The organism is Paraburkholderia sp. BCC1886, from assembly GCF_900996245.1.
Taxonomy (GTDB): Bacteria; Pseudomonadota; Gammaproteobacteria; order Burkholderiales; family Burkholderiaceae; genus Paraburkholderia.
Genome location: NZ_CAAJGK010000063.1, coordinates 279608 through 306317, shown reverse-complemented (window position 1 = coordinate 306317; position 26710 = coordinate 279608). Strand labels below are relative to the sequence as shown.

30 protein-coding genes are annotated in these 26710 nt (G+C 59.8%); 18 read left to right on the top strand and 12 right to left on the bottom strand.

From position 1 onward, the window contains the following. Window positions 1–212 precede the first annotated feature (212 nt). The 6 genes from FQ746_RS23605 to FQ746_RS23580 all read left to right on the top strand — a co-directional run bounded on the left by FQ746_RS23605 (window position 213) and on the right by FQ746_RS23580 (window position 6626). Window positions 213–914, top strand: coding sequence for a DUF2889 domain-containing protein (locus tag FQ746_RS23605; protein WP_144112039.1), 702 nt, complete (start codon window positions 213–215; stop codon window positions 912–914). After that, window positions 911–2080 (top strand): ADP-forming succinate--CoA ligase subunit beta, encoded by a 1170-nt coding sequence (gene sucC / locus FQ746_RS23600; protein WP_144112038.1) that lies wholly within the window; start codon window positions 911–913, stop codon window positions 2078–2080. The genes FQ746_RS23605 and sucC overlap by 4 nt, the downstream gene beginning before the upstream one ends. Before the next feature lie 117 nt (window positions 2081–2197). After that, window positions 2198–3079, top strand: a complete 882-nt coding sequence (gene sucD, locus FQ746_RS23595) for a succinate--CoA ligase subunit alpha (protein WP_144112037.1) — start codon at window positions 2198–2200, stop codon at window positions 3077–3079. Window positions 3080–3222: 143 nt separating this feature from the next. Beyond that, window positions 3223–3927 carry a TerC family protein gene (locus FQ746_RS23590; RefSeq protein ID WP_144112036.1) on the top strand — a complete coding sequence of 235 codons (705 nt, stop codon included), beginning with the start codon at window positions 3223–3225 and terminating at the stop codon, window positions 3925–3927. Window positions 3928–4104: 177 nt separating this feature from the next. Continuing rightward, window positions 4105–4671: a pilin gene (locus tag FQ746_RS23585; RefSeq protein ID WP_260854150.1), complete on the top strand. Its 567-nt coding sequence runs from the start codon at window positions 4105–4107 to the stop codon at window positions 4669–4671. 170 nt (window positions 4672–4841) lie between these two features. Further along, entirely contained in the window at window positions 4842–6626 is a 1785-nt protein-coding gene (locus FQ746_RS23580; protein ID WP_144112034.1) for a PglL family O-oligosaccharyltransferase, read from the top strand. A gap of 57 nt (window positions 6627–6683) precedes the next feature. On the opposite strand, the gene FQ746_RS23575 is transcribed toward FQ746_RS23580, so the two are convergent. Both FQ746_RS23575 and FQ746_RS23570 read right to left on the bottom strand, forming a co-directional pair. Further along, window positions 6684–7154 (bottom strand): hypothetical protein, encoded by a 471-nt coding sequence (locus tag FQ746_RS23575; protein WP_144112033.1) that lies wholly within the window; start codon window positions 7152–7154, stop codon window positions 6684–6686. Beyond that, window positions 7145–7660: an ImmA/IrrE family metallo-endopeptidase gene (locus FQ746_RS23570; RefSeq protein ID WP_144112032.1), complete on the bottom strand. Its 516-nt coding sequence runs from the start codon at window positions 7658–7660 to the stop codon at window positions 7145–7147. Before FQ746_RS23570 ends, FQ746_RS23575 begins: the two co-directional genes overlap by 10 nt. A gap of 560 nt (window positions 7661–8220) precedes the next feature. On the opposite strand from FQ746_RS23570, the gene FQ746_RS23560 reads away from it, so the two are divergent. The 6 genes from FQ746_RS23560 (at window position 8221) to FQ746_RS35625 (ending at window position 12132) form a co-directional block, all read left to right on the top strand. After that, window positions 8221–9132, top strand: coding sequence for a hypothetical protein (locus FQ746_RS23560; protein ID WP_144112031.1), 912 nt, complete (start codon window positions 8221–8223; stop codon window positions 9130–9132). 131 nt (window positions 9133–9263) lie between these two features. Continuing rightward, entirely contained in the window at window positions 9264–9830 is a 567-nt protein-coding gene (locus FQ746_RS23555) for a hypothetical protein (protein WP_144112030.1), read from the top strand. After that, entirely contained in the window at window positions 9806–10189 is a 384-nt protein-coding gene (locus FQ746_RS23550) for a hypothetical protein (RefSeq protein WP_144112029.1), read from the top strand. Before FQ746_RS23555 ends, FQ746_RS23550 begins: the two co-directional genes overlap by 25 nt. Then, complete coding sequence (locus FQ746_RS23545; RefSeq protein ID WP_144112028.1) at window positions 10153–10392, top strand: hypothetical protein; 240 nt, start codon at window positions 10153–10155, stop codon at window positions 10390–10392. Before FQ746_RS23550 ends, FQ746_RS23545 begins: the two co-directional genes overlap by 37 nt. Window positions 10393–10936: 544 nt before the next feature. Continuing rightward, complete coding sequence (locus FQ746_RS23540; protein ID WP_144112027.1) at window positions 10937–11527, top strand: hypothetical protein; 591 nt, start codon at window positions 10937–10939, stop codon at window positions 11525–11527. Between the two features lie 251 nt (window positions 11528–11778). Further along, window positions 11779–12132 (top strand): lipoprotein, encoded by a 354-nt coding sequence (locus tag FQ746_RS35625; RefSeq protein WP_186310819.1) that lies wholly within the window; start codon window positions 11779–11781, stop codon window positions 12130–12132. A gap of 407 nt (window positions 12133–12539) precedes the next feature. On the opposite strand, the gene FQ746_RS23535 is transcribed toward FQ746_RS35625, so the two are convergent. After that, complete coding sequence (locus FQ746_RS23535; protein ID WP_144112026.1) at window positions 12540–12752, bottom strand: hypothetical protein; 213 nt, start codon at window positions 12750–12752, stop codon at window positions 12540–12542. 123 nt (window positions 12753–12875) lie between these two features. Here FQ746_RS23535 and FQ746_RS23530 point away from each other — a divergent pair, with 123 nt between their 5' ends. From FQ746_RS23530 to FQ746_RS23515, 4 genes are all read left to right on the top strand, one after another. Then, window positions 12876–13910 (top strand): hypothetical protein, encoded by a 1035-nt coding sequence (locus tag FQ746_RS23530; protein WP_144112025.1) that lies wholly within the window; start codon window positions 12876–12878, stop codon window positions 13908–13910. Between the two features lie 42 nt (window positions 13911–13952). After that, entirely contained in the window at window positions 13953–14948 is a 996-nt protein-coding gene (locus tag FQ746_RS23525; protein WP_144112024.1) for a restriction endonuclease, read from the top strand. Between the two features lie 72 nt (window positions 14949–15020). Then, the gene (locus tag FQ746_RS23520) at window positions 15021–16187 is read left to right on the top strand and encodes an FRG domain-containing protein (RefSeq protein WP_144112023.1); all 1167 of its coding nucleotides are present in this window, start codon (window positions 15021–15023) and stop codon (window positions 16185–16187) included. A 145-nt stretch (window positions 16188–16332) separates the two neighbouring features. Next, window positions 16333–16599 (top strand): hypothetical protein, encoded by a 267-nt coding sequence (locus tag FQ746_RS23515; protein WP_144112022.1) that lies wholly within the window; start codon window positions 16333–16335, stop codon window positions 16597–16599. A gap of 96 nt (window positions 16600–16695) precedes the next feature. Here the strand turns inward: FQ746_RS23515 and FQ746_RS35300 are convergent, their stop codons facing one another. The 9 genes from FQ746_RS35300 to FQ746_RS23475 all read right to left on the bottom strand — a co-directional run bounded on the left by FQ746_RS35300 (window position 16696) and on the right by FQ746_RS23475 (window position 23112). Then, window positions 16696–17133, bottom strand: a complete 438-nt coding sequence (locus FQ746_RS35300; RefSeq protein WP_260854141.1) for a site-specific integrase — start codon at window positions 17131–17133, stop codon at window positions 16696–16698. Between the two features lie 96 nt (window positions 17134–17229). Further along, a complete protein-coding gene (locus FQ746_RS35295; protein WP_260854140.1) occupies window positions 17230–17619 on the bottom strand; it encodes a hypothetical protein in 390 nt (129 codons plus the stop codon). 140 nt (window positions 17620–17759) lie between these two features. After that, window positions 17760–18239, bottom strand: coding sequence for a cyclic pyranopterin monophosphate synthase MoaC (gene moaC / locus FQ746_RS23505; protein ID WP_144112021.1), 480 nt, complete (start codon window positions 18237–18239; stop codon window positions 17760–17762). A gap of 54 nt (window positions 18240–18293) precedes the next feature. Next, window positions 18294–18893: a DUF2946 family protein gene (locus tag FQ746_RS23500; protein ID WP_144112020.1), complete on the bottom strand. Its 600-nt coding sequence runs from the start codon at window positions 18891–18893 to the stop codon at window positions 18294–18296. Next, the gene (locus FQ746_RS23495) at window positions 18886–19986 is read right to left on the bottom strand and encodes a YheT family hydrolase (RefSeq protein ID WP_144112019.1); all 1101 of its coding nucleotides are present in this window, start codon (window positions 19984–19986) and stop codon (window positions 18886–18888) included. The genes FQ746_RS23500 and FQ746_RS23495 overlap by 8 nt, the downstream gene beginning before the upstream one ends. A gap of 148 nt (window positions 19987–20134) precedes the next feature. Beyond that, window positions 20135–20581 (bottom strand): nuclear transport factor 2 family protein, encoded by a 447-nt coding sequence (locus FQ746_RS23490; RefSeq protein WP_144112018.1) that lies wholly within the window; start codon window positions 20579–20581, stop codon window positions 20135–20137. Between the two features lie 188 nt (window positions 20582–20769). Then, a complete protein-coding gene (gene waaF, locus FQ746_RS23485) occupies window positions 20770–21795 on the bottom strand; it encodes a lipopolysaccharide heptosyltransferase II (protein WP_144112017.1) in 1026 nt (341 codons plus the stop codon). 146 nt (window positions 21796–21941) lie between these two features. Next, window positions 21942–22136 (bottom strand): zinc-finger domain-containing protein, encoded by a 195-nt coding sequence (locus FQ746_RS23480; RefSeq protein ID WP_007180502.1) that lies wholly within the window; start codon window positions 22134–22136, stop codon window positions 21942–21944. 52 nt (window positions 22137–22188) lie between these two features. Beyond that, a complete protein-coding gene (locus FQ746_RS23475) occupies window positions 22189–23112 on the bottom strand; it encodes a branched-chain amino acid transaminase (protein WP_144112016.1) in 924 nt (307 codons plus the stop codon). A 390-nt stretch (window positions 23113–23502) separates the two neighbouring features. On the opposite strand from FQ746_RS23475, the gene FQ746_RS23470 reads away from it, so the two are divergent. Beyond that, window positions 23503–24696, top strand: a complete 1194-nt coding sequence (locus tag FQ746_RS23470) for a phosphoglycerate kinase (RefSeq protein WP_144112015.1) — start codon at window positions 23503–23505, stop codon at window positions 24694–24696. Window positions 24697–25054: 358 nt separating this feature from the next. Then, a complete protein-coding gene (pyk, locus tag FQ746_RS23465; protein WP_144112014.1) occupies window positions 25055–26491 on the top strand; it encodes a pyruvate kinase in 1437 nt (478 codons plus the stop codon). The last annotated feature ends 219 nt before the right edge of the window (window positions 26492–26710 follow it).

Genomic DNA, 26710 nt, shown 5'->3' with positions numbered 1-26710 from the left:
GGCACATGGCGCCGGGCCTGTCAGTCAGTCAGGCATGCAGTCCATCAGGTAGCACCGTCGCTCCCCCCCCGAATCGCAATCAAAAAACCCCGCTTTGAGATAGCCCGATCCCCGCTCAGCCGCGCGGCGCGCGGCCCTGCGCATTCCGGCCTGTCCCAAATAGGCAGTATGCTAAAATTCGCAGGTTTTCCAAACCGGCCTTTCCTTTCCGCATGCCGCTCCCTCCGCCCGTTTCCCGTCAGTTGCGCCATCGTCGCGCAATCCGAGCGGAAGCCTATGAGCGAGCCGATGGCCTGTGGGACGTGGAAGCGTGCTTGACGGACGAAAAACCGCGCGATGTCGTGCTTGCGACGGGCGTCCGCCCCGAGGGGCAGCCGATCCATGAACTGTGGCTTCGCATCACCATCGATCGCCAGCTCAATGTCGTCGACGCGCACGCGTCGTCCGACTGGGTGCCCTATCCAGGCTTGTGTCAAGCCAGTAATCCCGCCTATCGCGCCCTCATCGGGCTCAATCTGCTCCAGAACTTCCGTCGCGATTCCGCCCGTTTGCTCGGCGGTACGGCCGGCTGCACGCATCTCACGGAGTTGTGTGCGGTCTTGCCGACCGCCGCGATTCAGGCGTTCGCCGGCGACGTCTGGAACACCGGTGACGGCTCGCCGGGCGAGAGCCAAGGCTCCGGAGACGGGCATTCCAACGACAAACCGCCATTCCAGCTGGGACGCTGCCACGCGCTGCGTTTCGACGGCGAGGCGGTGCAACAGTTCTATCCGCGCTGGTATAACCACGCCCCTTATCGATCCGATCGCGTTAGAGCAGAAGGCGCCAGGTCGAGCGGCGCGGCGTCGGGCATGAACGACGGCAGCGGAAACGAAGTTCAATCCAACTCTCAGACTGAAGGGAATCACGCATGAAGATTCACGAGTACCAGGGTAAGGAAATCCTGCGGAAATTCGGCGTCGCGGTACCGCGCGGCAAGCCGGTCTTCTCGGTGGATGATGCGGTCAAAGCCGCGGAAGAGCTCGGCGGCCCGGTATGGGTCGTGAAGGCTCAGATCCATGCGGGTGGCCGTGGCAAGGGCGGCGGCGTGAAGGTCGCCAAGTCGCTGGATCAGGTCCGTGAGTATTCGGAACAGATCCTCGGCATGCAGCTCGTCACGCACCAGACCGGTCCGGAAGGCCAGAAGGTGAATCGCCTGCTGATCGAAGAAGGCGCTGACATCAAGAAGGAACTGTATGTCGGCCTCGTGATCGATCGCGTGACGCAGAAGATCGTCGTGATGGCATCGAGCGAAGGCGGCATGGACGTCGAAGAAGTCGCGGAAAAGACGCCCGAGCTGATCCACAAGATCGCTGTCGATCCGGCAACCGGCCTGAAAGACGCCGAAGCCGACGAGCTGGCCACGAAGATCGGCGTTCCCGCCGCTTCGCTGCCGCAAGCCCGTTCGATCCTGCAAGGTCTGTACAAGGCTTTCTGGGAAACCGACGCATCGCTCGCCGAAATCAACCCGCTGATCCTGACCGGCGACGGCAAGGTCATCGCGCTGGACGCCAAGTTCAACTTCGATTCGAACGCACTGTTCCGTCACCCGGAAATCGTTGCGTATCGCGATCTGGACGAAGAAGATCCGGCTGAAGTCGAAGCGTCGAAGTTCGACCTCGCGTACATCTCGCTCGACGGCAACATCGGCTGCCTCGTGAACGGCGCAGGCCTCGCGATGGCGACGATGGACACCATCAAGCTGTTCGGCGGCGAACCGGCGAACTTCCTCGACGTGGGCGGTGGCGCCACGACCGAGAAGGTCACGGAAGCGTTCAAGATCATGCTGAAGAATCCGAACCTGACGGCGATTCTGGTCAATATTTTCGGCGGCATCATGCGTTGCGACGTGATCGCCGAAGGCGTGATCGCGGCGTCGAAGGCCGTGTCGTTGAAGGTGCCGCTCGTGGTCCGCATGAAGGGCACGAACGAAGACCTGGGCAAGAAGATGATGGCTGAATCCGGCCTGCCGATCATTTCGGCGGACAGCATGGAAGAAGCGGCCCAGAAGGTCGTCGCGGCCGCGTCGGGCAAGGCGTAAGCCAGCTCCAGCGCAGGATCAACCAGGATTACGAATGGCGGCGCGTAAGCGGCGCGGGCGGAGAACATCCCGCCTCGCGGCGTCACGGCGCGGCGCCAAACGAACAGAGGTCAATACATGTCGATTCTGATTAACAAAGACACCAAGGTCATCACGCAGGGCATTACCGGCAAGACCGGTCAGTTCCATACGCGTACGTGCCGTGAATACGCCAACGGCCGCGAAGCATTCGTGGCAGGCGTGAATCCGAAGCGCGCCGGCGAAGATTTCGAAGGCATTCCTATCTACGCAAGCGTCGCCGAAGCCAAGTCGGAAACGGGCGCGACCGTGTCGGTGATTTACGTGCCGCCGGCAGGCGCTGCTGCGGCAATCTGGGAAGCGGTCGAAGCCGACCTGGACCTGGCGATCTGTATCACGGAAGGCATTCCCGTCCGTGACATGATCGAACTCAAGGCCCGTATGCGCGCGGAAAACCGCAAGACGCTGCTGCTCGGACCGAACTGCCCGGGCACGATCACGCCGGACGAGCTGAAGATCGGCATCATGCCGGGTCACATCCACCGCAAGGGCCGCATCGGCGTCGTGTCGCGTTCGGGCACGCTGACGTATGAAGCAGTCGGCCAATTGACGGCAATCGGCCTCGGCCAGTCGTCGGCAGTCGGTATCGGCGGCGACCCGATCAACGGTCTGAAGCACATCGACGTGATGAAGATGTTCAACGACGATCCGGATACGGACGCCGTCATCATGATCGGCGAAATCGGCGGTCCAGACGAAGCGAACGCCGCTGAATGGATCAAGGACAACATGAAGAAGCCGGTCGTCGGTTTCATCGCCGGTGTCACGGCGCCTCCGGGCAAGCGCATGGGCCACGCTGGCGCGCTGATCTCGGGCGGTGCGGATACGGCCGAAGCCAAGCTGGAAATCATGGAAGCCTGCGGCATCACCGTCACGAAGAACCCGTCGGAAATGGCGCGTCTTCTGAAGGCCATGCTGTAAGACGAAATTCGCGCGCAATCGTGGCGCGGTTTTGATACGCTTACGAAGTCCTTTCGTGAGCGTGCCATATAGAGCGGGGGAGTTCACACTCCTCCGCTTTTTTATTGGCCGCGTTTTTTCGGTTTCTTTCTGGTCGTCCGGTCATGCTCGAATTCTTCGCCACGCTCCATTGGGGGGCGGTCATCCAGATCATCGTGATCGACGTTTTGCTGGGCGGCGACAATGCCGTGGTGATCGCGTTGGCCTGCCGCAATCTGCCGCCGGCGCAGCGCACCAAAGGCGTTCTGTGGGGCACCGCCGGCGCCATCGTGCTGCGGGTCGCGTTAATCGCGTTCGCGGTCGTGCTGCTCGATATCCCGTTGCTCAAATTCGCGGGTGGCCTGTTGCTGTTGTGGATCGGCGTGCGGCTCATGGCGCCGGCGCACGACGCGCACGAAAACGTCAAACCATCCGACAAGCTGCTCGCGGCCATTAAGACCATCATCGTCGCAGACGCGGTCATGAGCCTCGACAACGTCATCGCCATCGCCGGCGCGGCCGAGGCGGCCGATCCCGAACATCGGCTCGCCTTGGTGATTTTCGGGCTCGTGGTTAGCATTCCGTTGATCGTCTGGGGTAGTCAGTTGGTGCTCAAGCTGCTCGATCGCTTTCCCATCGTCATCACGCTCGGCGCAGCCTTGCTCGGCTGGATCGCGGGCGGACTCATCATCAACGACCCGGCTGGCGACCGCTGGCCGATCCTGGATACACCGGCTGCCGAGTACGGCATGAGCATCGCGGGCGCGTTGTTCGTCGTGATCCTCGGTTATCTGCTCAAGCGCCGCAACGCCGCGAGCGCCGAGGTATGAGAGGGACTCGACGCAACGTTAGCCATTCGGCTGACTGTGTGGAATGCCCGGCTCTGGCTACGATTGCAACGCCTGTCCCCGCTTCGTGGGGCAGGCGTTCTTCGTTTCAGGAGTCAGCCGATGATCGTTACCTTGCCGTATTCCCCTTATTCCCAATCCGCACGCGCCGAGCGTTCGATGTTGGCCCGTGCGCGCTGGCCGGCGCGCCTCGCGCGTGTCTGCCGACGCCTGCGCACCGGCTTCACGCTGATCGAACTGATGATCGTGCTGGCGATTGTCGGCGTCATTGCGGCCTACGCGATCCCCGCTTATCAGGACTATCTGGCCCGCAGTCGCGTGGGTGAAGGTTTGTCGCTGGCGGCGTCCGCGCGGCTGGCGGTGGCCGAGAACGCCGCCAGCGGCAACGCGTTCAGTGGCGGCTATGCGTCGCCGCCGGCTACCCGCAATGTCGAATCCATCCGCGTCGACGACGACACCGGACAGATTACGGTCGCCTTCACGAGCCGCGTCGCGCAGGTCGGCGCGAACACGTTGACGCTCGTGCCGTCGGTGCCGGACAACGCCGAAGCGCCAACCGCGCGCGTTGCGTTAGGCAAGGGCTCGGTGCAGGCGGGCGCCATCACGTGGGAGTGCTTTGCAGGTGGCAAAGCGGTGTCTTCCTTGCCTGCACCGGGCGCCGGCCCGGCACCCGCCGATTCGCCGACGTTGGCGTCGAACCTGGCGCCGCCGGAATGTCGTGCATGAGCCATCGGACAAGATGACCGGAGCGAGCGGGTAGAGCGGAAATGTCGCAGCAGTGGCTGCACGGTGCCTGCACGTAGAGGGCCGTTTCCGGGTTATTTCTAGCTGGCCGGCGCACAGCGGGAGGATTTTTTTGTATAGTGCGCCGGTTGCTGACGCCCACCGGTTCCTCGATGCCCACCCCTTTCGCGCGTTATCTGTCTTTTATCCTGTTGGCTCTTGCGTTGGTGCTGCCTTATGCGGTCGTCAACCATACGTATCCGATTCCGACGTTTTATGCCGAGTTCACCGCGCTCACGCTGTATCTGCTGATGGGCGCGGGCGTCGTGCTGCTGGTCGCGAGTGCGCGTCCGCGCGCATCGTTCGCCACGCCGACGGTCGCGCTGGTGCCTCTGCTGTTCGGCTTGTTGCTGGTGGCGCAGTCGGTGGTGTTGCCGGTGACGCAACCGTCGATGAACTGGCTCGGCGGCGGTTACCTGCTCGCGGCATGGATGGCCACGCACGCCGGCTTCGGCTTCAAACGCATGAAGCTCGATGAAGCGGCGCTGCGCTGGGCGGCGGGTGCGTTGATCGTCGGGGGGCTGTTCGCGGTGTTCTGCCAGGTGATCCAGCTGTTTCACCTCGAGGTGCGCGTGTCGCCGTTCGTGGTCGCCTATAACGTGACCACCGAGCGCCGGCCGTTCGGCAACATGGCGCAGGCCAACCACCTGGCCACCTACATTGCGTTCGCGATGGCCGGAGCGTTGTATCTCGTGCAGACGCGCCGCATCGCGCTCAGCATCTGGTTCCTGGTGTCGACCATCTTCGCGGTCGGACTCGCGCTGACCGTCTCGCGCGGACCCTGGCTGCAGATGGGCGTGATCGTGGTCGCCGGGTTCTGGATGGCGTTCGCGCAAACCCGTCAGCAGGTGCAACTGCGGCGCAGTCATCGCGAGTGGCTCGTGCCCATCGTGCTGGCGGTGCTGTTCTTCGTCGTCAATGCGCTGATCCGCTGGGCCAACGTGCGGTATCACCTCGAGCTCGGGCAATCGGCAGCCGAGCGCTTTCAGGACGCGGGGCAGATTGCTCCACGTCTCGCACTGTGGAAATACGGCTGGACGATGTTCAAGACGCATCCGCTGCTGGGTGTCGGCTGGGGCGAATTTCCGAGCTATCAGTTCGAATTCGTGAAGGCGCTGGGTGGCGTGGAGATCGCCAATAACTCGCACGACATTTTCATCGATCTGCTGGCGAAGACCGGCGTGGTCGGCGTGGCCATCGTGTTGCTCGGGCTCGCTGCGTGGCTCGTGCGTGTGGTGCGCGCTCCGCATACGGCTGCGCGCGTGTTCGGCATTGCGTTGATCGGCGTGCTGACCATGCATGCGCTCGTCGAATATCCGCAGCAGTACATGTTCTTCCTGCTGCCGGCAATGTTCGTATTCGGCTTGCTGGAAACGCGACCGCTGCGTGTCATTCCGGGGCGGGTATCGTTTGGCGCGTTCGCGGTGGTGGTGTTCGGCGGTCTGGCCGCGCTGTATCCCGTGTATCGCGATTACGCGCGTGCCGAGGTGCTGTATTACGGTTCGCGTCCGGCCGAGCAGTATCGGGCCGATCCCTCGTTTCTGTTTCAGGCGTGGGGCGAGTATGGAATGGCGACGCTGTTGCCGATGAATTCGATGGATCTGCAGCACAAGCTCGCGATGCATAAACAGGCGTTAGCGCTGCTGCCGGGCGAGACCGTGCTGCGTCGATATGCGGTGTTGCAGGCATTGAACGGCGACACGGCAGGCGCGTTCGATACGGTTGCACGACTGAAGATTTTTGCCGAGGAACTCAAGGACTGGCCGTCGCAGTTGGGCTATCTGTATCAGCTTTGCGACGAGCAGAAGACGCTGGCGGGGTTCAAGGCGGAGTTGGTGAAGCGTTACGGGACGCCGCCAAAAGACGTCAATGACGATGACGATAGTGATGAGGATTGAGGTGGGCCTGAAGGCAGAGCCGCTCAATGGGGCGAATCAATGCCAATGTAGATTGAGCTAATCCCGCTTCTTGCTCAGGTAACTGTTGAGAACTTCGAGCGCCTGGCTGCCAAGCGCTTGCATCAGCGAAACTGGATAGGGCTCATCGTCTTTTTTGTCATTCGACCTGAAAGCAAACTTAAGCAAAGCAAGCGTGAGTAACGCACCCAAAGTAGCCAACACGACGGTTGGGACGACAAATAGAGAGGCTCGGTAGTTCGTGGTGACATCGACCTCCCATATATGCGTACCCACCAGATTTACCCAGTGGAACATGGCACAGAAGACGAAAAAGATCAGCGTACAAGCACCATAAAACGCAACAGTCTGGAAGGCTCGAACGCGTCTCCGGTCTTTAATGTCCTCCTGCAGCAATCCTGGTATGTCGGCGGTGAGTCCGTTCGATAATTCGTTACGGTTGACGTGCGGCTCGGTAGGAAGAGTTGAGACTTCCTGTTTAGCGCTGCGATTAGAGTGCGTTAGACCCATCCCAATTTCTTCAGGCGGTACTTCATAGCGACAGCCGAAGTATTGAACATGCTGGCCAGCACCTCCGGATCAGTGACATTGCGAATACGGATCAAGCCATTCACGACGGCAGACGGCATTAATAATTCCGTAGCAAACTTGTTCGCCTCTGCCTCGACCGGATCATAGTTTGCAAGAGAGAACGCTTGCACCGAGTCACGTGGACGCGCGCCGTGCCGCAATGCGTAGTGCGCCAACTCGTGGGCAACGGTGAAACGCTGGCGCATTAATGGATCGTTACTGTTGAATTCGATGGTTGGCTTTCCAGTCTGCTCATCTTCATAAAACCAGCCGGCGTAGCGATCCATCTCGGGGTTTGTGTACACACGAACCCCTGCGGCTTTGGCGATGGCGACAGGATCGACGGGCAACTGCTGATCCCAGTATTGAGAGAGGAAGGACTGCGCAACGCGTTCGGGAGCGTCGGACGATTGCCATGCACCCGGAGATGTATTCATGTATGACATGGCTTCTCCTTGATCAGGTGCTGAGAGTACCACTGGGTATAAACACAGTGTCAAGAGGCGGTCACATCTTGAATTAGTTCGCGGCTCCGATCTGAGGATGCGTCAGAACAACATCAGATTTGGGTCATCAACCGATATCACCCCCCGCCACCCAATCCCCCGACTTCCCCCCGTGCTTTTCCAGCACCTTCACATCGGTAATCGTCATCCCTCGATCCACCGCTTTGCACATTCTGGATGCCGTTCGGCGTCCTGTGTGTCGGTCTTATAAAACAATGACTTATCCTGCGATATCCATTCGATCTTGACCCATCCAATTGGTTAAGTGGAGCGGCGTTGGAGAACAATTGGAACAGTCCAATGCGCGGTCCTAACGCCAGCCAATAGATTTACGCGATGCAGCCACGCATGAACATGCATCGAGTGACATGCTGCACCAAGATTGCTCCGATCTCATTACCGGTGTGTCACGGAACCACTGCCACAAATTAAGGCGGCAATGCTCTCTTTCTTCGTATCTTTCCGGTAATATTTCCTATCTTGTTACGGCAGGGCGGTAAATGCGATTACTCGAAGAGATCGTCAACCTTCTGAGCGACAAAGGTGGTTCATTGACGGATGCGCTTCTTAAAACGAAAGTGCTGATGCATCGGATCGGCCACAAGGAGCTGGCTGGTTGGGTGAATGACGAACTCAATGGCTACCCGAAGGATCGGTCGGTACCGGACTATCGAGTCATCCCAATACGTCTTCACGGTGACGTTTCTAACATTGCTTGGCGGCACCCAGCGACACAGTTGCCAACGGCGCATCTTGATAAAAAAATGCGGGAGAAATTCCGTATCGAGAAAATACGTCAATCAGTTCAGGTGTTGGAGCAACTGTCGAAGGGAACGGATTCCCTGATGAGACCCATCCAGCCAGAGTTCTATGCGCTTCTCGCCAAGGGTGGGATTGAACCAAGTTTTCATATAGAGCGGGCGTGGGTCCAGTTTGAGCCCACGCAGATTTTGCATGTGCTGATCGAAGTTCGGTCGCGGTTACTGGATTTCGCGCTAAATCTGCAAGGGGAGCTTGGTGACGTGACGGACGACAAGATGAAGGAAGCAGCGAAGGGTATCGACGCTCCGGGGATGTTCACATCTGCGGTTTTCGGCGACAACGCAACGTTCGTATTCGGGAACGAGAACACGACCACGATCACAAACACAGTGAGTAAGGGCGATCTTACCGCGTTGACGAAAGCGTTTAAGGCGACTGGCGTCAGCGAAGCCGAGATAGCGGAATTGGAAGCCGCCGTTGGTGATGACGATCCGAATGCCGTAGCCGAGACGAAGCAGTTCGGTCCGAAGGTGAAAGCTTGGATGGGGAAAATGTCCCAAAAGGCAATCGGCGGCGCATGGAGAGTCGGGATAGCGGCTGGTGGGAAGCTACTGGCTGATGCACTTGGCAGCTATTACGGCATCAAGTAAACCGCAATCCACTCTGATTGTTAATCGACGCTTCGCCGACAGATGGACGTTACACTCCTTCCCTATATTTGGGAGAAACACCCGCGTACCGTCCATGGCGGTGTTAAAGATTTGCTAACCGATAATTCCAAATGACATTGCCACCGCCTTATGAAAACGAGACGCTTAAATCCATCGAAGCGTCATTGGGCGATAATCCGATGAGTCGTTTGGAGGAGTTGCAAGCCAACGATCTAGCGCTGATTGCTAAGTTTATACAGACATTCAATGTCGTCGAATTCAATTTGCGCCGAGCATTATCGGTGCTCATCCTCGCTGGTTTAATTCCACCGAAAAAGCGAATTCTTCCCGCTGACTTAGTGCTCTTGACTACGGCAGCGGTGGAGAAAATGAACCCGGCCACTGAGAATATTCCTGACACTCTTGCGCGTCTTCAGGACTTGGAGATTCGCCGGCAGTTTCGCAATCTTCTGGCCCACTGGGCGGCTAAGCGGATTCATGGGGCCGACGCCCTTTTCCTTATGTCCCACGACGAGCGAGACGCGAACCAAGTGAAGGTCGGGCCACTTGGCTGGGATTATGCTGCGTATGCAATCGTGCGGTTGAGTGACTTGCTCGACCAGATCCAGCGCATCGTGGATCACGACCGTTGGTTAGCGCCGAAGACGGCAGAATGGCTAAAGCGTTACAGCAGATAGCTGTGCGTTTGCGGCAACTCGACCAGTGGCCGCAGCGGATGCATCGACTATTCTTTGACGGTGTCGAGGAAAGCTGTATGGAAAAGAAGCGAAGGCAATTGTTCTTGCGCCGGTGGCTTTGGTACACGTTTCGCGACGCGTTCTCGCAGACATTCGGTTGGCTCACGTTGTTCGGCGGATGGTTTGGCGGCTTTGTTCTTGTCAAGTTCGGTGTACAGATGGCTACGGATCAAGTCACCAGCAACGTCGTCGCGGCGGTTGGCGGTTTCGTCATTGGCGTAGCGGTATATGCGGTGGTCGGGTTGCCAAAACGCGCAGTCGAATGCAGCCGCTTATCCTCACGGTCGCGGACGATGTAAGGCCGCCAGACTTCACGTTCAACAATAAAATGCGCGGTTACAGTGTGGCCGCCATCGTGCAGAACCGGTCGGACGTGCATCTGAAGGACTGCGCAGCTTATGTTATGGACGCCCCGTTGTACGACGGGTCAATTGGTCCTCGCTTCGTCGAGAAATTCGACCTTCCGCCGAAGAAGAAGAAAGCGGTGTTTGTTGCTTACTAGTTTTCTCGGGAAGCTCCGAATCCAGACGACGAAGATATCGGCTTGGTCGGCTCTGTCAGTACCGGTTGGCGCGGCAACACCTGTCGGATGCCCGGACCGGCGATCCTTCATGTTCGCATCCATCCGCAAGACGCAGACAGCAGAGATATTGCGTGCCGCGTATGGATCGACGGCAGCGAACGACGACTCAGGGTCGCCCCGTTGCCCGAAGCCATGCTCAGTGGCGCAGCGATTGTAGGTCTGAGAACCTGAACTTCACTGGCGATCCGACATGGCGGACTATTCAAAAAATATAAATGAAAGGTTGACGAACCGTGGGCCGAACGTCGGGTACTGCGCGATCTGCCGGACACATGGTCCGCTAACAAAGGATCACGTTCCGCCCAAGGGTTGCGGGAATATCAATGACTCGGTAATCAGTCACGTCTATGGGAACAATTCGGAGAAGCCGGGTCGGCCTGTTCTGTCTCAAGGTGGATCGCATTTCCGAACGATATGTGGACGATGCAACAACACGCTGCTTGGAACTGAGTACGATCCGGCGTTGAGCGACGCCGTTCGCGGCGTCGAGGCGTATTTCCGAGTGGCATCGGCTAGTCGGCTTACCTTGCCGCGAACGCAGCTATTCGACTATCAGCCGAACCGCTTCCTTCGCTCGATGCTTGGACATCTCTTGGCGGCGAATGCGGTCCCGGATGTTACGGAGAAGGATCGTGTTATCCCACTAGACGACGCGTTGAGGGCATATGTGCTTGATCCTTCGGCAACTTTGCCGGATGAGGTTTGCGTCTACTACTGGTTCTATCCGCATCGACGACGGGTCGTCATGAAGCATTCGGCGATGGGGTTCTTTGGCGGGAATGGGGCGGTGATATACGGACACGTTTTCAAGTTTTTCCCATTTGGTTTCTGGGTCGTGTGGGATGAGCAAGGCGACCGAAGTAAGCGGTTCAACCTTCGCAGACTTACCGACTCCTCGTCAGTCATATCAGCGTCTTCGCGGTTGCTGTTAGACCTTTCTCAACTGCCGCCAGCAAACTTTCCAGAAGCGCCGACTGACAATGGCATGTGGCTGGTAACGGATTACCGTGTCTCACAGGCAGAGGATCGAACCAGACGGATTCCGCCGATCTAAAGTGTGCTTTTAGCAGCGAATGTAAGTGTTTCATGCGTCCGGGAAGCCGTTGATCTACCTGTGTATGCTTGACAGTCTGTCCATCTTGGGACGGCCTATTTTTTATCTGCAATTCCCGTCGGTGCCTTGTGGCCTGATCCGCTAACAGGGTATTCCCCGGTGCGCGGAGTCGGCATTTGTGTCGTTAGTATGCTGTGGCGGCGACTGGCCGTCCCTATGAGACTCATTAAAAGAGCAACCCGGGGTCGGGTATGAGAAAGTTAATTGCCGTAATTCTCGCGGCAGCGGTGCTTGCGGGCTGCACAACCGAAGCGCAACGAGAAGCACAGGAAGACCGGAAAACCTTCTTGGAATGCAGGAAAGCTAATCCGACGAGTTGGGGCGATAAGTGCAACGCCGAAATGAATATGTATTACACGACCGCAAGCGCTGCTCAAGCCGATTCCGCCCAGCGTGCACAGACGGCGAACGCTATAGCTTCCGGCCTTCTTGCAGGGGCGGCAGCAGTAGCAGCGGATGCGGCAGCGGCGGAAGCAAGCCGACCAGTTTATGTTCAGCCAGTCTACGTTCAACCGGTCGTGGTTTGTCGCTGGAACTGTTGGTAACGTTTGTCATCAGTGCGCCCTGCGCTGGGGCACTCACTTGCTGAAATCGATGTTGGCGGAGAGCAAAGGACGGCCGATTCGTCACTTACTGCGGGTATCGATGCTAACTGCTGCCCGGTCGTGTGACGTATCGCAACCGCATCATGAAATCCACGTTGCAGCTACGCTAGGAACGATTGACGCCGCAGTCCACAGTGCCGCTCGTTTGTTCTGCTTCGCCGCGTCGGCGCTTGCTTCAAGAATTCCGACGATCCAGCCGGTATCGGACGCCGATCCTGCGGCCGGTGGCTCAATGCCGCCATGCTTCGCCCAAGTCGGGACGATCTCAACCTTGCTTGATAGATACCACAACCACGCCGAATAGAGCGCGGCGCATGTCGATGCAAACTTAACCAAGTTAAGCATCGTTACGTGTTCCGACGCCGACGCGGGCAAGATTCGATGCCGTGTTCCGCCAGTTGCTTGCGGAGACGATGGTTCTCGGCGAAGAGGCCAATGATCACCACCGTCAGGATGACCGCACCGGACCATTCTCCTGCGTAACGGTAGAACGCCCAAGCACCAAGCGCACAGGCGATTGCGGCTAACAGCAATGCAATGCGGTCGAGAATCCAGTTCATGCCGTCGCGGCCCAAGGGATTGACGGGATTCCGGTCCGATGGTTGGAGGGATTGCGAGGGTACGAGATTGTCGAACCGCTGCTTGCGCTATTAGCTGGGATGCGCTGAGAATCCTGTTGTCGTATGATTCTCGGGGCGATTTTCCAGTTAGCTGACCACATCGACACGAAAGTGAAAACAATAACCCGTATCGCATACAACAGCGCCGATTGGCATCACCCCACAGGCGACGCGGCCCAGCAGGAAATGGAAGGCTCCTACAACAATGTCAATCGCTTCGGCCACGAAGATTGGCTATTTCGTGACGAGTGGCAGATCGATGGCTGGCGATATGCTTTTATACAAGGGGTCGGAAATAGTCGCACGAAGCTTGTTAGGGAGCGCAAGCCGTTCGACATCGTCCTATTCTCATTGCAGCCGGATAAGCGAAGGCGATACGTGGCAGAAATTGAAGACGCTGAGTGCCTTGATGATACCCAAGCAGAAGAGGCGGTTAGTGTCTTCAAGAGGAACGGATGGCTAAGGACTATGGAGGAAGAAATTCATGCCATAGGCGGCGCCGTTGAAGCGCTTGGTAACGCAAGGTGGGCGAATCATATTCTGAACGTCCGCTTTCGCCTTGGGAACGTATATCGCTTCCCACGCGACACCTTCGCCTCTGGTGCGGACCCAGTGCTTAAGCTGAATCGCTATACCTTAAGCGGCGTTGATCGCTTGCGCGAGAAGTTGGTGCGCAACGACAGGCGCAGAGGCGCTTCCGATTTTCCGAGCGTTGCCGATTACACCCGCCGCGCTGTCGGACCGGTTCAAGTAAGCCCGGAGCATGCTCGTATGCAGGCTATCCTTCTTAAGGAACTTCAAGGCGAATTTCCTGGCGCCCGTGTCGTCTGTGAAGAGAATTTCATTGATGTATTGGTGGAAACGAGCAGCGAACTCAGGCTGTACGAAATCAAATCTGACCTTGCACCACGGACTGTTCTGCGTCTTGCAATAGGCCAACTATTGGAATACTCCTACTTTCAGATAGCCGGCAAAGGCCGGAAGGTAACGCTCGTTGCCGTTGGCCGGAACCCACTTTCAAACGAAGACGCTGACTATCTCGCTCATCTTCGCGAAACAGTTGGACTGCCATTCGAATATCGAGCGGTAAGCGTATAACATTGGCGTCGCGACAGACCAATAGGGGACATGCGGGGATTTATGAACAAAATGTGGATGATTCGGGCTGAGGGCGGAAGGCTGTACGAGGAATTTCGAGAAAGAGGGATCGCGGCAATTGGTTGGACACAACTTGCTCCTCTCGCCAAGGTTGGCATGACGCGAAAAGCGCTGATCGATCTATACCGTTCCATCGAACCGGCGACCAAGGAAAAGACCGTTATATCGGGAGCGTCGCAGGTATGGCGCTTCATGAACGAAGTCAAGGTGGATGATTGGGTCGTCACATACTCGCCAGCGAACCGGACTTACTTGATTGGCAGGGTGACGGGCGAATATGAATATCGGGCCGACTTGGTCGATGCGGAGATGGCACTTGCGCGGCCGGTCGCATGGAAAGAGAAGGAAGTCGAACGCGATAGTCTGACTGACGCCACCAAGTCAAGTCTCGGCTCGACACTTACAGTTTTCGTGGTAGCGGACTTTGCAACGCAGGAACTGCTCGGCGAGGCCACCGGCAAGCCCGTGCAGCCAACCCCAGAGTTGCAGGAAGACCAAGTCGAGGCCGATCCATTGTCAGGGATGGAGACACTCGCGTTCGAACAGATCAAAGACATTGTTAGCAAGTTGGACTGGGCTGACATGCAAGAACTCATTGCCGGAATCCTTCGTGCGATGGGATACAAGACGCAGGTTTCGCCCGCTGGTAGTGATCGCGGCAAGGACATCATCGCGTCTCCCGATGGGTTTGGGTTTGAGCATCCAAGGATCATCGTCGAGGTGAAGCATCGAAGAGGTCAAATGGGGACTAGCCAAATTCGGAGCTTTCTCGGCGGTCGCCATCCCGATGATCGTGGCTTGTACGTTAGTACAGGCGGCTTCAGCAAGGAGGCGTATTACGAAGCGGACCGCGCCTCCGTGCCGTTGACGCTTTGGACGTCCGATCACGTTGTCCGTGCATTGGTTGACCACTACGAAGCAACGGACGCTGAGACGAAGCGTTTGGTGCCATTGAAGCGGACCTATTTACCCGCATAAAGCTGAACGGTGAGCCGGATGCCAACGATTGCTGTTGCGCATTCACAATCCCAAACATCGCCACCTATGTAAATGAAAAAGCAGCTATTCGGAACGATGGAGACGCGGCCCGGTAAAGCAAGCGTGATGATGTGCTTTGACGAGGACCGGCCAGACGAAATCATGCTTCATTGGTGGGGCGTCGCCGGTCAGCCGACAGCGGCGGCGCTAGGTCTCCGTATCTCGCAACAAGGCGACGTTTCCGAATATCAGGCCATTAGGCTTTTCTCGCATGATGAACGCGGTCAGGTGATGGAGCCGCGAGTCGATGAACACACCCGACGACTGCTGCTTTCGACTCGGGCAAGTCTAAAAGCGACCCGTACAGGACTAAGGGGTACTTGGCTAGATGCAGACGGACCCGGTGGAAAGATTTCGTTGAAGCCGCTTCCATCGAGCGGCGGGATTGCCGACATCCGTCAGTGCGGTTCGTGGGATGAGTTCAAGCAGTGGGCGGGCGAGGTACGGGCACAAGGTGGTGTCGCGTTTCGCGGGCATGGATCGCACCAGTTCAGATTAGAAACAAGTCTGTACCGGTCGGGTAGAACGCGGTTGAACAGGTATTGTGCCGAGACGTTGCCAATCTTTCACTCGCATGTGGAAGCTGTAACCAACCGCCGCATCAACCTTGGGGACTCGGTTGACTACTCGGTGTTACTCGGCTTGGCGCAGCATCATGGTTTGCCGACGCCGCTGCTCGACTGGACAGGGTCGCCGTACATCGCGGCATTTTTCGGTTTCGCCGATGCATTAGAAAATCGGTCGTTGCGGTCGAGAGACAACCGCGTGCGTGTCTATGCGTTGACCCGCGAATTTGTTGAGCGGTTTTCACCGCCAATCGTGACCATTCCATTCCTTGAACCGTACATGTCGTTCCTGTCTGTTTCAGCGAGAGACAATCCCCGCCTGTACGCCCAACAAGGACGCTTCCTCGTTTCCAACGTCGGAAACATTGAGCAGTTCATCTGCAACATTGAAAGACATCAGAATGTACGGTATCTCATGGCCGCAGAGGTTCCAGCAGCATTTGCGTCCGAAGCGCTGGGTGATCTCGCGTTCATGGGAGTAACAGCGGCCACCTTATTTCCCGGATTAGACGGAGTTTGCCGGATGTTGCGGCATGCTATGGCCTTTGAAACCACTTCGCTGCCAGCGCCGGGGAAGCCAAACGACGGCAGTGAATCAAGCGATTCCGCGTGAATTCTCGCCCGAGAAACCCAAGGCGGCGCGTCCATAGTGTTTCCGATAGGTGAATAAAGCGGACAGACAGTTATAGAATCGCAAGGTGTCGGCAAGATAATGAAAGAAAGTCGGCAACAACTCTATAGACCATCCGGGGACCACCATGAAAATCAAATTGATTGCCGTCTGCTTGTGCCTGATTTCAACCGTTGCATTTGCGCGGGGTGGCGGTCTCGGCGGCGGACACAGTAGCTATCACTCAAGCAGCAGCGGTGAACACTACGTCAGCGGATATACGCGTAGCAATGGCACCTACGTTGCCGGGCATAACCAAACCAACCCGAACGGCACGAAGTACGACAACTGGTCGTCGAAAGGGAACGTGAACCCCTATACCGGCAAGGAAGGGACCATCGATCCGTCGAAATAGAGCGAATCGACAGTCTCCCGAATTGGGGCTGGTTGTTTCAGCCAAGGTTCCGTGCCAACTCGGTAGCTGACGGGTGGTAGTACCGCTTTAACATCATCAAGCTGCGATGCCCGAGACAGCGGCCAGTTCGATGGCATTTTGCAGCTTCTGGGCTACGCGTGTAATTGCTGTATGTCGCAGGTCGTGCCAGTGAAGGTCCTTGATGCCAGCACGTTTGCATGCCTTCCTGAACGCCGCGTGCAGCGGGTTGCCCTTGACCGGGATGACCCTTCCGTCAACGGAGCGTGGAAGAGCAGCCAAGGTAGCAACCGCTTTCTTGGACAGTGGGACAGTCCGTGCCATCCCGTTCTTGGTCATTGGTAGATGAGCGGTCCGGTCTCCAAAGCTGGCATTCACCCACCGCATTTCGATGGGTTCACCATGCCGCATGCCCGTTTCCAGACTCAGGATGGTTGCGGGAAGCAGCCAAACGTTTATGCGACCAGCAGGGGCAAGTTCTGCAAGAAGCCGTGCTTCTTCGTCGGCAGACAACACCCGATCACGACCTTGAGGCGATGGTGGCTTACGAATCAACGCGACGGGGTTCGTGATGTTGATGTCCCACTCTCGACGCGCATGGTTGATGATCGCCTATAGATAGGCCAGTTCTCGAATCACCGTTGCTGGCTTCACTTGTTTGAGCCGTTCGTCGCGATAGGCCGCGACAGCCTTCGGGGTCAACGCGGCCATGCTGAGTTTCGCAAGTCGGGTGCGGCAAGTGGCCCGAAGCCGTGATATTTCGTCCGACCCGCTTCTCAGTGTTGGCATCACATCTGTGATGTAACGCTCGATCAAGTGTTCGAGCGTATTTGCCTCAGCCTCACTGCGACTCAGGAAGCTTCCCCGATCCATGTCGGTTTCGACGGATCGCGCCCACTGTTCAGCGTCTTGGCGGGTGTTGAAGGTTTTGACTTCGACGAGAAATCCTCGACGGCGGATTCGTACTTGCCATCTGTCTTTTCTACGCTGAATTGCGGCCAATCCTGTCCTCTAGTGGAGCAGGATTGGAGCAAGATCGATTTAAGCGTCCTTGTGTAAGCCAGCCGAGTTGGCAACGATCACCAAGGTTTGGCGGACAATGTCCTGAGCGCCGGTGAAAAAAAGACTATTGAAACAAAGTCTTAACCCCCCGCCACCCAATCCCCCGACTTCCCCCCGTGCTTTTCCAGCACCTTCACATCGGTAATCGTCATCCCTCGATCCACCGCTTTGCACATGTCGTACACCGTCAGCAGCCCGACCTGCACGGCGGTCAGCGCTTCCATTTCCACGCCGGTGCGCCCGAGCGTCTCGACCTGCACCACGCAGTGCACACCCGGCAGCGTCTCATCAAGCTCGAACTCCACCTTGACGCGCGTAAGCGCGAGCGGATGACATAGCGGAATCAGATCGGCGGTCCGCTTCGCCCCTTGAATAGCGGCAATTCGAGCGATGCCGATAACATCGCCCTTCCTGGCATTCCCATCGCGGATCAACGCGAACGTTTCCGGCAGCATGCGGATCGAGCCGCGCGCAATGGCGATCCGTCTGGTCTCCAGCTTGCCGCCGACGTCCACCATATGCGCCTGTCCGGCTGCATCGAAATGAGTGAGTTCAGGCATGATCGGGCTCCTTCAAAGGGCGCCAATGATAGCAGCGGGCCTGGCTCCAACCACCTAAGCCTTCCCGCCAGAAGAAGCCGAAGCAGCAAGCGCCGCGGGACTCGCCACAAAACCGAACCGCGCCGCAACCTCATCGCGCGGCACCTTCTGTAGCGGCAAATCCGCGGCGCCGTTCCAGCGAAACGTGCCGCTCAACGAATCGTCACCAAGCGCGGCGTGATCGGCGAACACTTCCAGGTCATGATCGTGCAGCACGGCCACGCGCGGTGGCGTCGAATCGTCGGTGAACAGAATCCCGCCTTGATCGTCGACGAACACCGCCACAGGCTCGAATGCCGAGCCCGCGTGATCGTTCAACACAAGCGCAGCGGCTTCATCGAGCGAAAGCCTCACCACCCAGGGCGTATATCCCAACTCCACATAAACCCGCTGCGGGCCGTTCTGAAAAAACCACTGCCCGCTGTCATCCACCGCGTAATTGCGATTGATGAACCCTAGCAGCGCTTCATGCCGGATCGGCTCGCCGGCCGAGCCGTTCGCCTGCGCCGCTTCATCGCGCATGCGCCAGTTACCGCGCCGGTCGAGCAGCAGCCAGCCGGTGCAACTCGGGACGTTCGGCCACTTGGCGAGCGCCTGTTTGACGATGTCATCCATGATCGATGTGCCGCTCCAGATAGCCGAACACGCGCCGCGACAGCCAGTCGATGCGGCCCGGGAACGGCCCGGTCATAAACCCGGCGTGTCCGCCGTGTTTGGGTTGATCGAGTTCGACGGCCGCCGATACGTCCTCGCGCGACGGCAGCGCCTCGGCCGGCAGGAACGGGTCGTTGCGCGCGTTCAGCACCAGCGTCGGCACGTCGATATGCGGCAGCAGCGGCCGCGTGGTGGCCGTGCGCCAGTACTCGTCGGTATTGCGAAAGCCGTGCAGCGGCGCGGTCACCACGTTGTCGAACTCGTACATGGTACGGCTCGCGAGCATCGCATCGCGATCGAACAGGCCGGGGAATTGCACCAGCTTCTGCTCGGCTTTGAGTTTCAGCGTCTTCAAAAAGCTGCGCGTATAGACCATGCCGAAGCCCTGCGACAATGCGCGGCCGCCGGCATGCACGTCGATCGGCGTGGAGATCGCAGCGGCAGCCGAAATCACCTTCGCGGCCTCTTCGCGCCGCTCGCCAAGCCAGCGCAACAGCACATTGCCGCCGAGCGATACGCCCGCGGCGACAATCGGTCCGCGATGCACGGCGCGCAGACGTCGCAGCACCCAATCGACCTCGTCGCTATCGGCGAGATGATAAAAGCGCGGCAGACGATTCAGCGTGCCGCTGCAACTGCGGAAATGCGGCACGACGCCGTGCCACCCCAATTCGCGCGCCGCGTGCATCAACGCTGCAGCATAGTGCGACGCCGAACTGCCTTCGAGGCCGTGGAACAGCACGAACAGCGGTGCATCGGGCGGCGGGGCGATAGAGTTCGCCGACGCCGCCGGGGCCTCGTGCACCACCCAGTCGAGATCGATGAAGTCGCCGTCCGGCGTATCCCAGCGTTCGCGCGTGAACGAGACCGTGGGGCGGCGCGCGAACAGCGACGGGACGATGGTTTGCGCGTGCCGGTTCGGCAGCCACAAGGGCGCGCGATAGAGGAGATCGACGGCGGCATCGACGGCCGCGACCGCGCTACGGGCGACGGCGGAAGTCGGGGAGGTGCTGGAGGCGCTTGAAGCGGCGGATTTATCTTGCGTCGTGCTCATACAGGCGTCGGAGCAAAAAAATCGCTGGGGAAAAAAACGGGAAAAACAGTGTGGGTCAGGGAAGCCCGACCCACGAACAACCCACGAACAACCCACGAACAACCCACGAACAACCCACGAACAACCCACGAACCAACGACGGAGCACGTCAGTGCAACGACCCCTGGCCGTGTCGCATCTTGGTGGCGAACTGGCTGGCCGTGTCGTTCGGCATCGGGCTTGCGTGAATGTGGGCGATACGCCATTCGCCGCGTTCGTGGACCATCACGTAAGTGGTGAAAACCATGGCCGGCGTCGCCTTCGGATCGGCCGGACGATGCGCCTCGGCAATCGCGTAGACGACGGTGCCGAGACTGTCGTACACGCGGATATCGAGTGGTTCGATCGACACCGGCGCGGCTTCGAGCTGCATCTGCAAGCCGGCGCGAATGTTATCGAGGCCGTGCAGATGCGAACCATCGGCGCAAATGCAACTCACGAACTCCTCGTCGATCCACAGGCCCATCAAGCTGTCGATATTGACCTCGGCGATGGCCTGATAGTAGGCGTTCAGGGTATCGGCGGCGGCTTCGAAGATATGGGCAAAACGTGGCATGGCTCGTCAGTCTCTTGTGCGCAGCGCGCGGTTGCGGGGCAGCGGTCAGCGGGACAGTCCGGAGCACCGGACAAACGTCCCGTTGCGCGAGGATGCCCGCGCCGTGAGGCGCGAGCACGACGCGACGCGCTCGGGGCGTGCGGTGTTGCGTGCAGTGCTACTCGAGAAAGCGCCAGCGCCCGGAGGCTTTAGCGTTGCGCGACCAGCATGCCGCGCAAATCGCCGAAAACCTGCTCGGCGCTCAACTGCTTCAGACAGTTCAGATGGCCGAGCGGACACTCGCGCTGGAAACAGGGGCTACATTCGAGATGGAGCCATTGTACCTTCGCAAGCTCGGACAAGGGCGGCGTGTGGCGCGGATCGGTCGAACCGTACACGGCCACGAGCGGGCGGCGCAGTGCGGCGGCCACGTGCATCAGGCCGGAGTCGTTGGTGATCACCGCGTTGGCCCGCGCAATCAGCGCGCACGCTTCGTTCAACGCAGTCTGTCCGCACAGATTGCGCACGTTCGGCGCTTTCTCGGCGATGGCCTGGGCGAGCGGCGCGTCTTTCGGCGAACCGAGCGCAACGATCTGCGTGTACGGGAACGACTGGCCGACCATTTGCGCGAGCGCCGCGAAATGCTCGGGTGGCCAACGCTTGGCCGGCCCGTATTCGGCGCCCGGGCAGAACACCAGTAGCGGCACGCGCGTATCCAGATTGAAGCGCGACGACACGCGGGACGCTTCGTTCAGATCGGCGTCGAGCCGGGGCATCGGCAGGTCGTCCGGAACGCGGGCGCCGGGCGCGTAGGCGAGCGCGGCGTAGTGGCCGACCATCGGCGGCCGCTCGTCTTTACGCGGATTCGCGTGACGCACGTTGAGCAGCCCGTAACGGCTCTCGCCGGTATAGCCGATGCGCAGCGGAATCCCCGCCATCCACGGAATCAGCGCGGATTTGAGCGAGTTCGGCAGCACGTAGGCCGCGTCGTAGCCGACGTCGCGCAAGTCGCTCGACAGTTGCCAGCGGCGCAACATCTGCAGCTTGCCGTGCGCGAGGTCGGTGGCATAGACGTCGCGGATTTCCGGCATGCGCTCGAGGACGGGCGCAACCCAGGAAGGCGCGACCGCGTCGATCACCATGCGCGGATGCAGTTTAACGAGGCGCGCAAACAGCGGCTGCGCCATCAATGCGTCACCGATCCAATTCGGTGCGATAACCAACGCGCGACGCATCAGAGGGAATATCCGGTGTCGAAGCGAAGCGCCGCGCGCGCGAGGCGCGTGGCGTTCGGGTAGGTAAGAAAGGGAAGCGGCGCGGGTTCGGCCGCGCCGCCCCGCACTCGTCGTTCAGCATTCTGCGTGCGTAGAGCGGCGTGGGTTCAATGACCCTTGACCACTTCGCCGTCGCGCAGCTTGTAACGCGTGCTGCAGTACGGGCATTTGGCTTCGCCATGCGTCACATCGATAAAGACGCGCGGATGGGCGCTCCAGCGCGGCATGGCCGGATTCGGGCAGTAAGCCGGCAGGTCTTTCGCCGACAGTTCGACCAGCGGCATTTCCTTGATTTCGCTCATGGACTTTCTCGTTGTATGCAGGGTGCGGGCGGCGCGCGTCGGACAGCGCGCGTCAGATTTTCGTGAGCCAGTGCGCGTACTTCTCGCTCTTGCCGTTCACGATATCGAAGAAGCCCGACTGCAGCTTTTCCGTGATCGGGCCACGCGCGCCCGAGCCGATCGTGCGGTTGTCGAGTTCGCGGATAGGCGTGACTTCGGCGGCCGTGCCGGTGAAGAACGCTTCGTCGCAGGTGTAGACCTCGTCGCGGGTGATGCGCTTCTCGATGACTTCGATACCTGCGTCGCGCGCCAGCGTGATGATGGTGTCGCGCGTAATGCCGTCGAGGCACGAGGCCAGGTCCGGCGTGTACAGCTTGCCGTTGTTCACGAGGAAGAAGTTTTCGCCCGAACCTTCCGACACATAACCGTCGACGTCGAGCAGCAGCGCTTCGTCGTAGCCGTCGGTAATGGCCTCCTGGTTGGCGAGGATCGAGTTGACGTACCAGCCCGACGCCTTGGCGCGGACCATGGAAACGTTCACGTGATGGCGCGTGAACGACGACGTCTTCACGCGGATGCCCTTGGCAATGCCGTCTTCACCGAGGTAGGCGCCCCACGGCCACGCGGCGATGGCCGTGTGGATGGTGTTGCCCTTGGCCGAGACACCCAGCTTTTCCGAACCGACCCAGATGATCGGGCGCAGATAACACGATTCCAGCTTGTTCTCGCGGACCACTTCGCACTGCGCGGCGGCCAGCGTTTCGTGGTCGTAGGGAACGTCCATCTGGAAAATCTTGGCCGAATTCAGAAGCCGCCTGGTGTGCTCCTGCAGCCGGAAAATGGCCGTGCCGCCGTCGACCGTCTTGTAGGCGCGCACGCCTTCGAAGACGCCCATGCCGTAATGCAGCGTGTGGGTAAGGACGTGGATCTTGGCGTCGCGCCAGTCGATGAGCTTGCCATCCATCCAGATCTTGCCGTCGCGGTCGGCCATTGACATACGATTCTCCAACAGGTGCTTGTGCGGTTGTGAGGTCTTGCGAGGAGCGTCATTTTAGCGTCTTTTGCACACGAAACGGGCATTCGGCCGCATTCACGGCGCTATAATTCGGCGCGCGCATAATTCCAGTCCGGCGCCGCCGCAGCCTTGGCGGCGGGACTTTCAAATACGGGACATTCGCCCAGTTGCGGGTCAGAAGGTCATGGGGATCGGTTAAAATGCGTTTTTTCCGGGATAAGCGCGCCGTTGCAGGAAGGCGCGTGAGCCGCAGCCATGCCGCCGGCACCCGATTCAGTGGAGCCGCTGCCGTGCCGAAGCGCTGAAGTCCACCGCGCCGGAGCGTCAGTGCGCCGTCCGCCACCGCCTTCTCATCAACTCGCACCCAAGCCCATGACTAAGGTATTGCGTCTCACCGATCTGATCGCCGAAGGCAAGCTAGCCGGTCAACGCGTGTTCATTCGCGCGGATCTGAACGTGCCGCAGGACGATCAAGGCAACATCACCGAAGACACCCGCATACGCGCCTCCGTGCCGGCTATCAAGGACGCGCTCGAGGCGGGCGCTGCCGTGATGGTCACCTCGCACCTGGGCCGCCCGACCGAGGGCGATTTCAAGCCGGAAGATTCGCTCGCGCCGGTCGCCAAACGTCTCGCCGAACTGCTCGGCCGCGACGTGCCGTTGGTCGCGAACTGGGTCGAAAACGGCGTGAACGTGGCGCCGGGCCATGTCGTGCTGCTGGAAAACTGCCGCGTCAACAAGGGCGAGAAGAAAGACTCCGACGAGCTCGCGCAGAAAATGGCGAAGCTCTGCGACATCTACGTGAACGACGCGTTTGGCACCGCGCACCGTGCCGAGGCCACCACCCACGGCATCGCGAAATACGCGCCGGTCGCCTGTGCCGGCCCGCTGCTCGCCGCCGAACTGGAAGCGCTCGGTAAGGCGCTGGGCGCGCCGAAGCGCCCGCTGGTCGCCATCGTGGCCGGCTCGAAGGTGTCCACCAAGCTCACCATCCTGAAGTCGCTCGCCGAGAAGGTCGATCAGCTGATCGTCGGCGGGGGCATCGCCAACACGTTCATGCTGGCCGCGGGCCTGAAAATCGGCAAGTCGCTGGCCGAAGCCGATCTGGTCGGCGACGCGAAGGCCATCATCGACGCGGCCAAGGCGCGCGGTGCGTCGGTACCGATCCCGGTCGACGTGGTCACGGCGAAGGAGTTTTCGCCGGCCGCCAAGGCCGAGATCAAGGCCGTGGCGGACGTCGAAGACGACGACATGATCCTCGATATCGGACCGGAAACCGCCAAGGTACTGGCCGCGCAGCTGGAAAAAGCCGGCACGGTCGTGTGGAACGGCCCGGTCGGCGTGTTCGAATTCGACCAGTTCGGCAACGGCACCAAAACGCTGGCCGAGGCGATCGCCAGGTCGTCGGCGTTCTCGATCGCAGGCGGCGGCGATACGCTCGCAGCCATCGCCAAATACGGCATTCACGACCAGGTCAGCTATATCTCGACGGGCGGCGGCGCTTTCCTCGAGTTCCTCGAAGGCAAGAAGCTGCCCGCCGTCGAAGTGCTGGAATCGCGGGCTTAACGTGGCGACACGCTCCCCAACGGCGAAGTCGGCAAAGGGGCGCGGCGCTCAGGCGCCGCGCAATACGGCGGCAGGATCGGCAGGGGAGCGCGCCGTGCGCGCCGCTGCGGTGGTCGCGCCAGTTCCGGCGCCCCAGCCGGAGTCCTCGCAGGCGGCCGTGCAGACGCCCTTGCAGACGCCCGACTCCACCCCCGTGCCCACGCCCGCTCCTCCAGTCCTGCTCCCGAACACCGCTTCACACAATAAAGCGACGCCGGTTTCAACCGGCGCGCAGCCCCAGCCAGCTTTCTTCGGTGCGCAGCCTCCGCATCCGACTCGCAGCGCTCTTTCCAGCGATCAAACCCAGACGAGGAGACTCATGCATCGCGCCACCAAGATTGTCGCCACCATCGGCCCGGCTTCCAGCACGCCGGAAATTCTGCTCAAGATGATTCATGCCGGACTGGATGTCGTCCGGCTCAATTTTTCGCACGGCACCGCCGACGACCACCGCCAGCGCGCCGAATTCGTGCGCGAGGCGGCCCGTCAGGCCGGCCGCGAAGTGGCCATCATGGCCGACCTGCAAGGCCCGAAAATCCGCGTCGGCAAATTCGAGAACGGCAAGATCCTGCTGACGGCCGGCGAGCCGTTCATTCTCGACGCCGACTGTGAACTGGGTAACGAACAGCGCGCCGGCCTCGACTACAAGGACTTGCCGCGCGACCTGAAATCGGGCGACGTGCTGCTGCTCAACGACGGCCTGATCGTGCTGGACGTCCAGCGCGTGATCGGCAGCGAGATCCACACGGTCGTCAAGATTGGCGGCGAGTTGTCGAACAACAAGGGCATCAACCGGCAAGGCGGCGGACTGTCCGCGCCGGCGCTCACCGCGAAGGACATGGAAGACATCCGCACGGCGATGTCGATCGGTGTCGATTTTGTCGCGGTATCGTTTCCGAAGAACGCGACGGACATGGAAATGGCCCGTCAGCTCGCGAATATCGCCGGCGCGCCGCACGGCATCAAGCCGAAGATGATCGCCAAAATCGAGCGCGCGGAAGCCATTCCTGCGCTGCAGGGGATTCTGGACGCATCGGACGGCATCATGGTCGCGCGTGGCGATCTGGCCGTGGAAGTGGGGAATGCCGCAGTCCCCGCGCTGCAAAAGCGGATGATCCGTATGGCGCGCGAATCGAACAAGTTCGTGATCACCGCGACCCAGATGATGGAGTCGATGATCTACGCACCGGTGCCGACCCGCGCCGAAGTGTCGGACGTCGCGAACGCGGTGCTGGACGGCACGGACGCGGTGATGCTGTCGGCGGAATCGGCGGCCGGCAAGTACCCGGTGGAAACCATCGAAACGATGGCGGCCATTTGCCTCGAAGCCGAGAAATCGGAGCAGTCGGAGCTGGACAAGGATTTCCTCGACCGCACGTTCACGCGCATCGACCAGTCGATCGCGATGGGCGCGCTGTTCACCGCCTATCACCTGGGCGCGAAGGCGATCGTGGCGTTGACCGAGTCCGGTTCGACCGCGCTGTGGATGTCTCGCCACTGGTCGCACGTGCCGATTTTCGCGCTCACGCCGCGGGTCGGCAGCGAGCGCGCCATGGCGCTGTACCGCAACGTGACGTCGCTGCATCTGGACACCAACACCGACCGCGACATCGCGTTGCAACAGGCGCTGGAAACCGTGGTCAGCAAGGGTTACGCGTCGCGCGGCGACATGGTGGTGCTGACGGTCGGCGAGCCGATGGGTCAGGCGGGCGGCACGAACACGCTGAAGATCGTGCGGGTCGGCGAACCGTATTGAATGCGTTGAACAGGTTGTAGATGGCTCGACCGTCACGGGCTCGATGAGCGAAGCAGGCCCGCACACCCCGCGAGAGGCGGCACACGGACTTCGATTGCGCGTGCTGGGCACGGCGCCTTAGGGAACGTGTGAAACGGGTATGCGGTTTGCTTCGCGATAAAATCGCCCAAAAAAAGAACGGCGGCCGTCAGCGGCACAGAATTCGTTTCAATCTAAGGA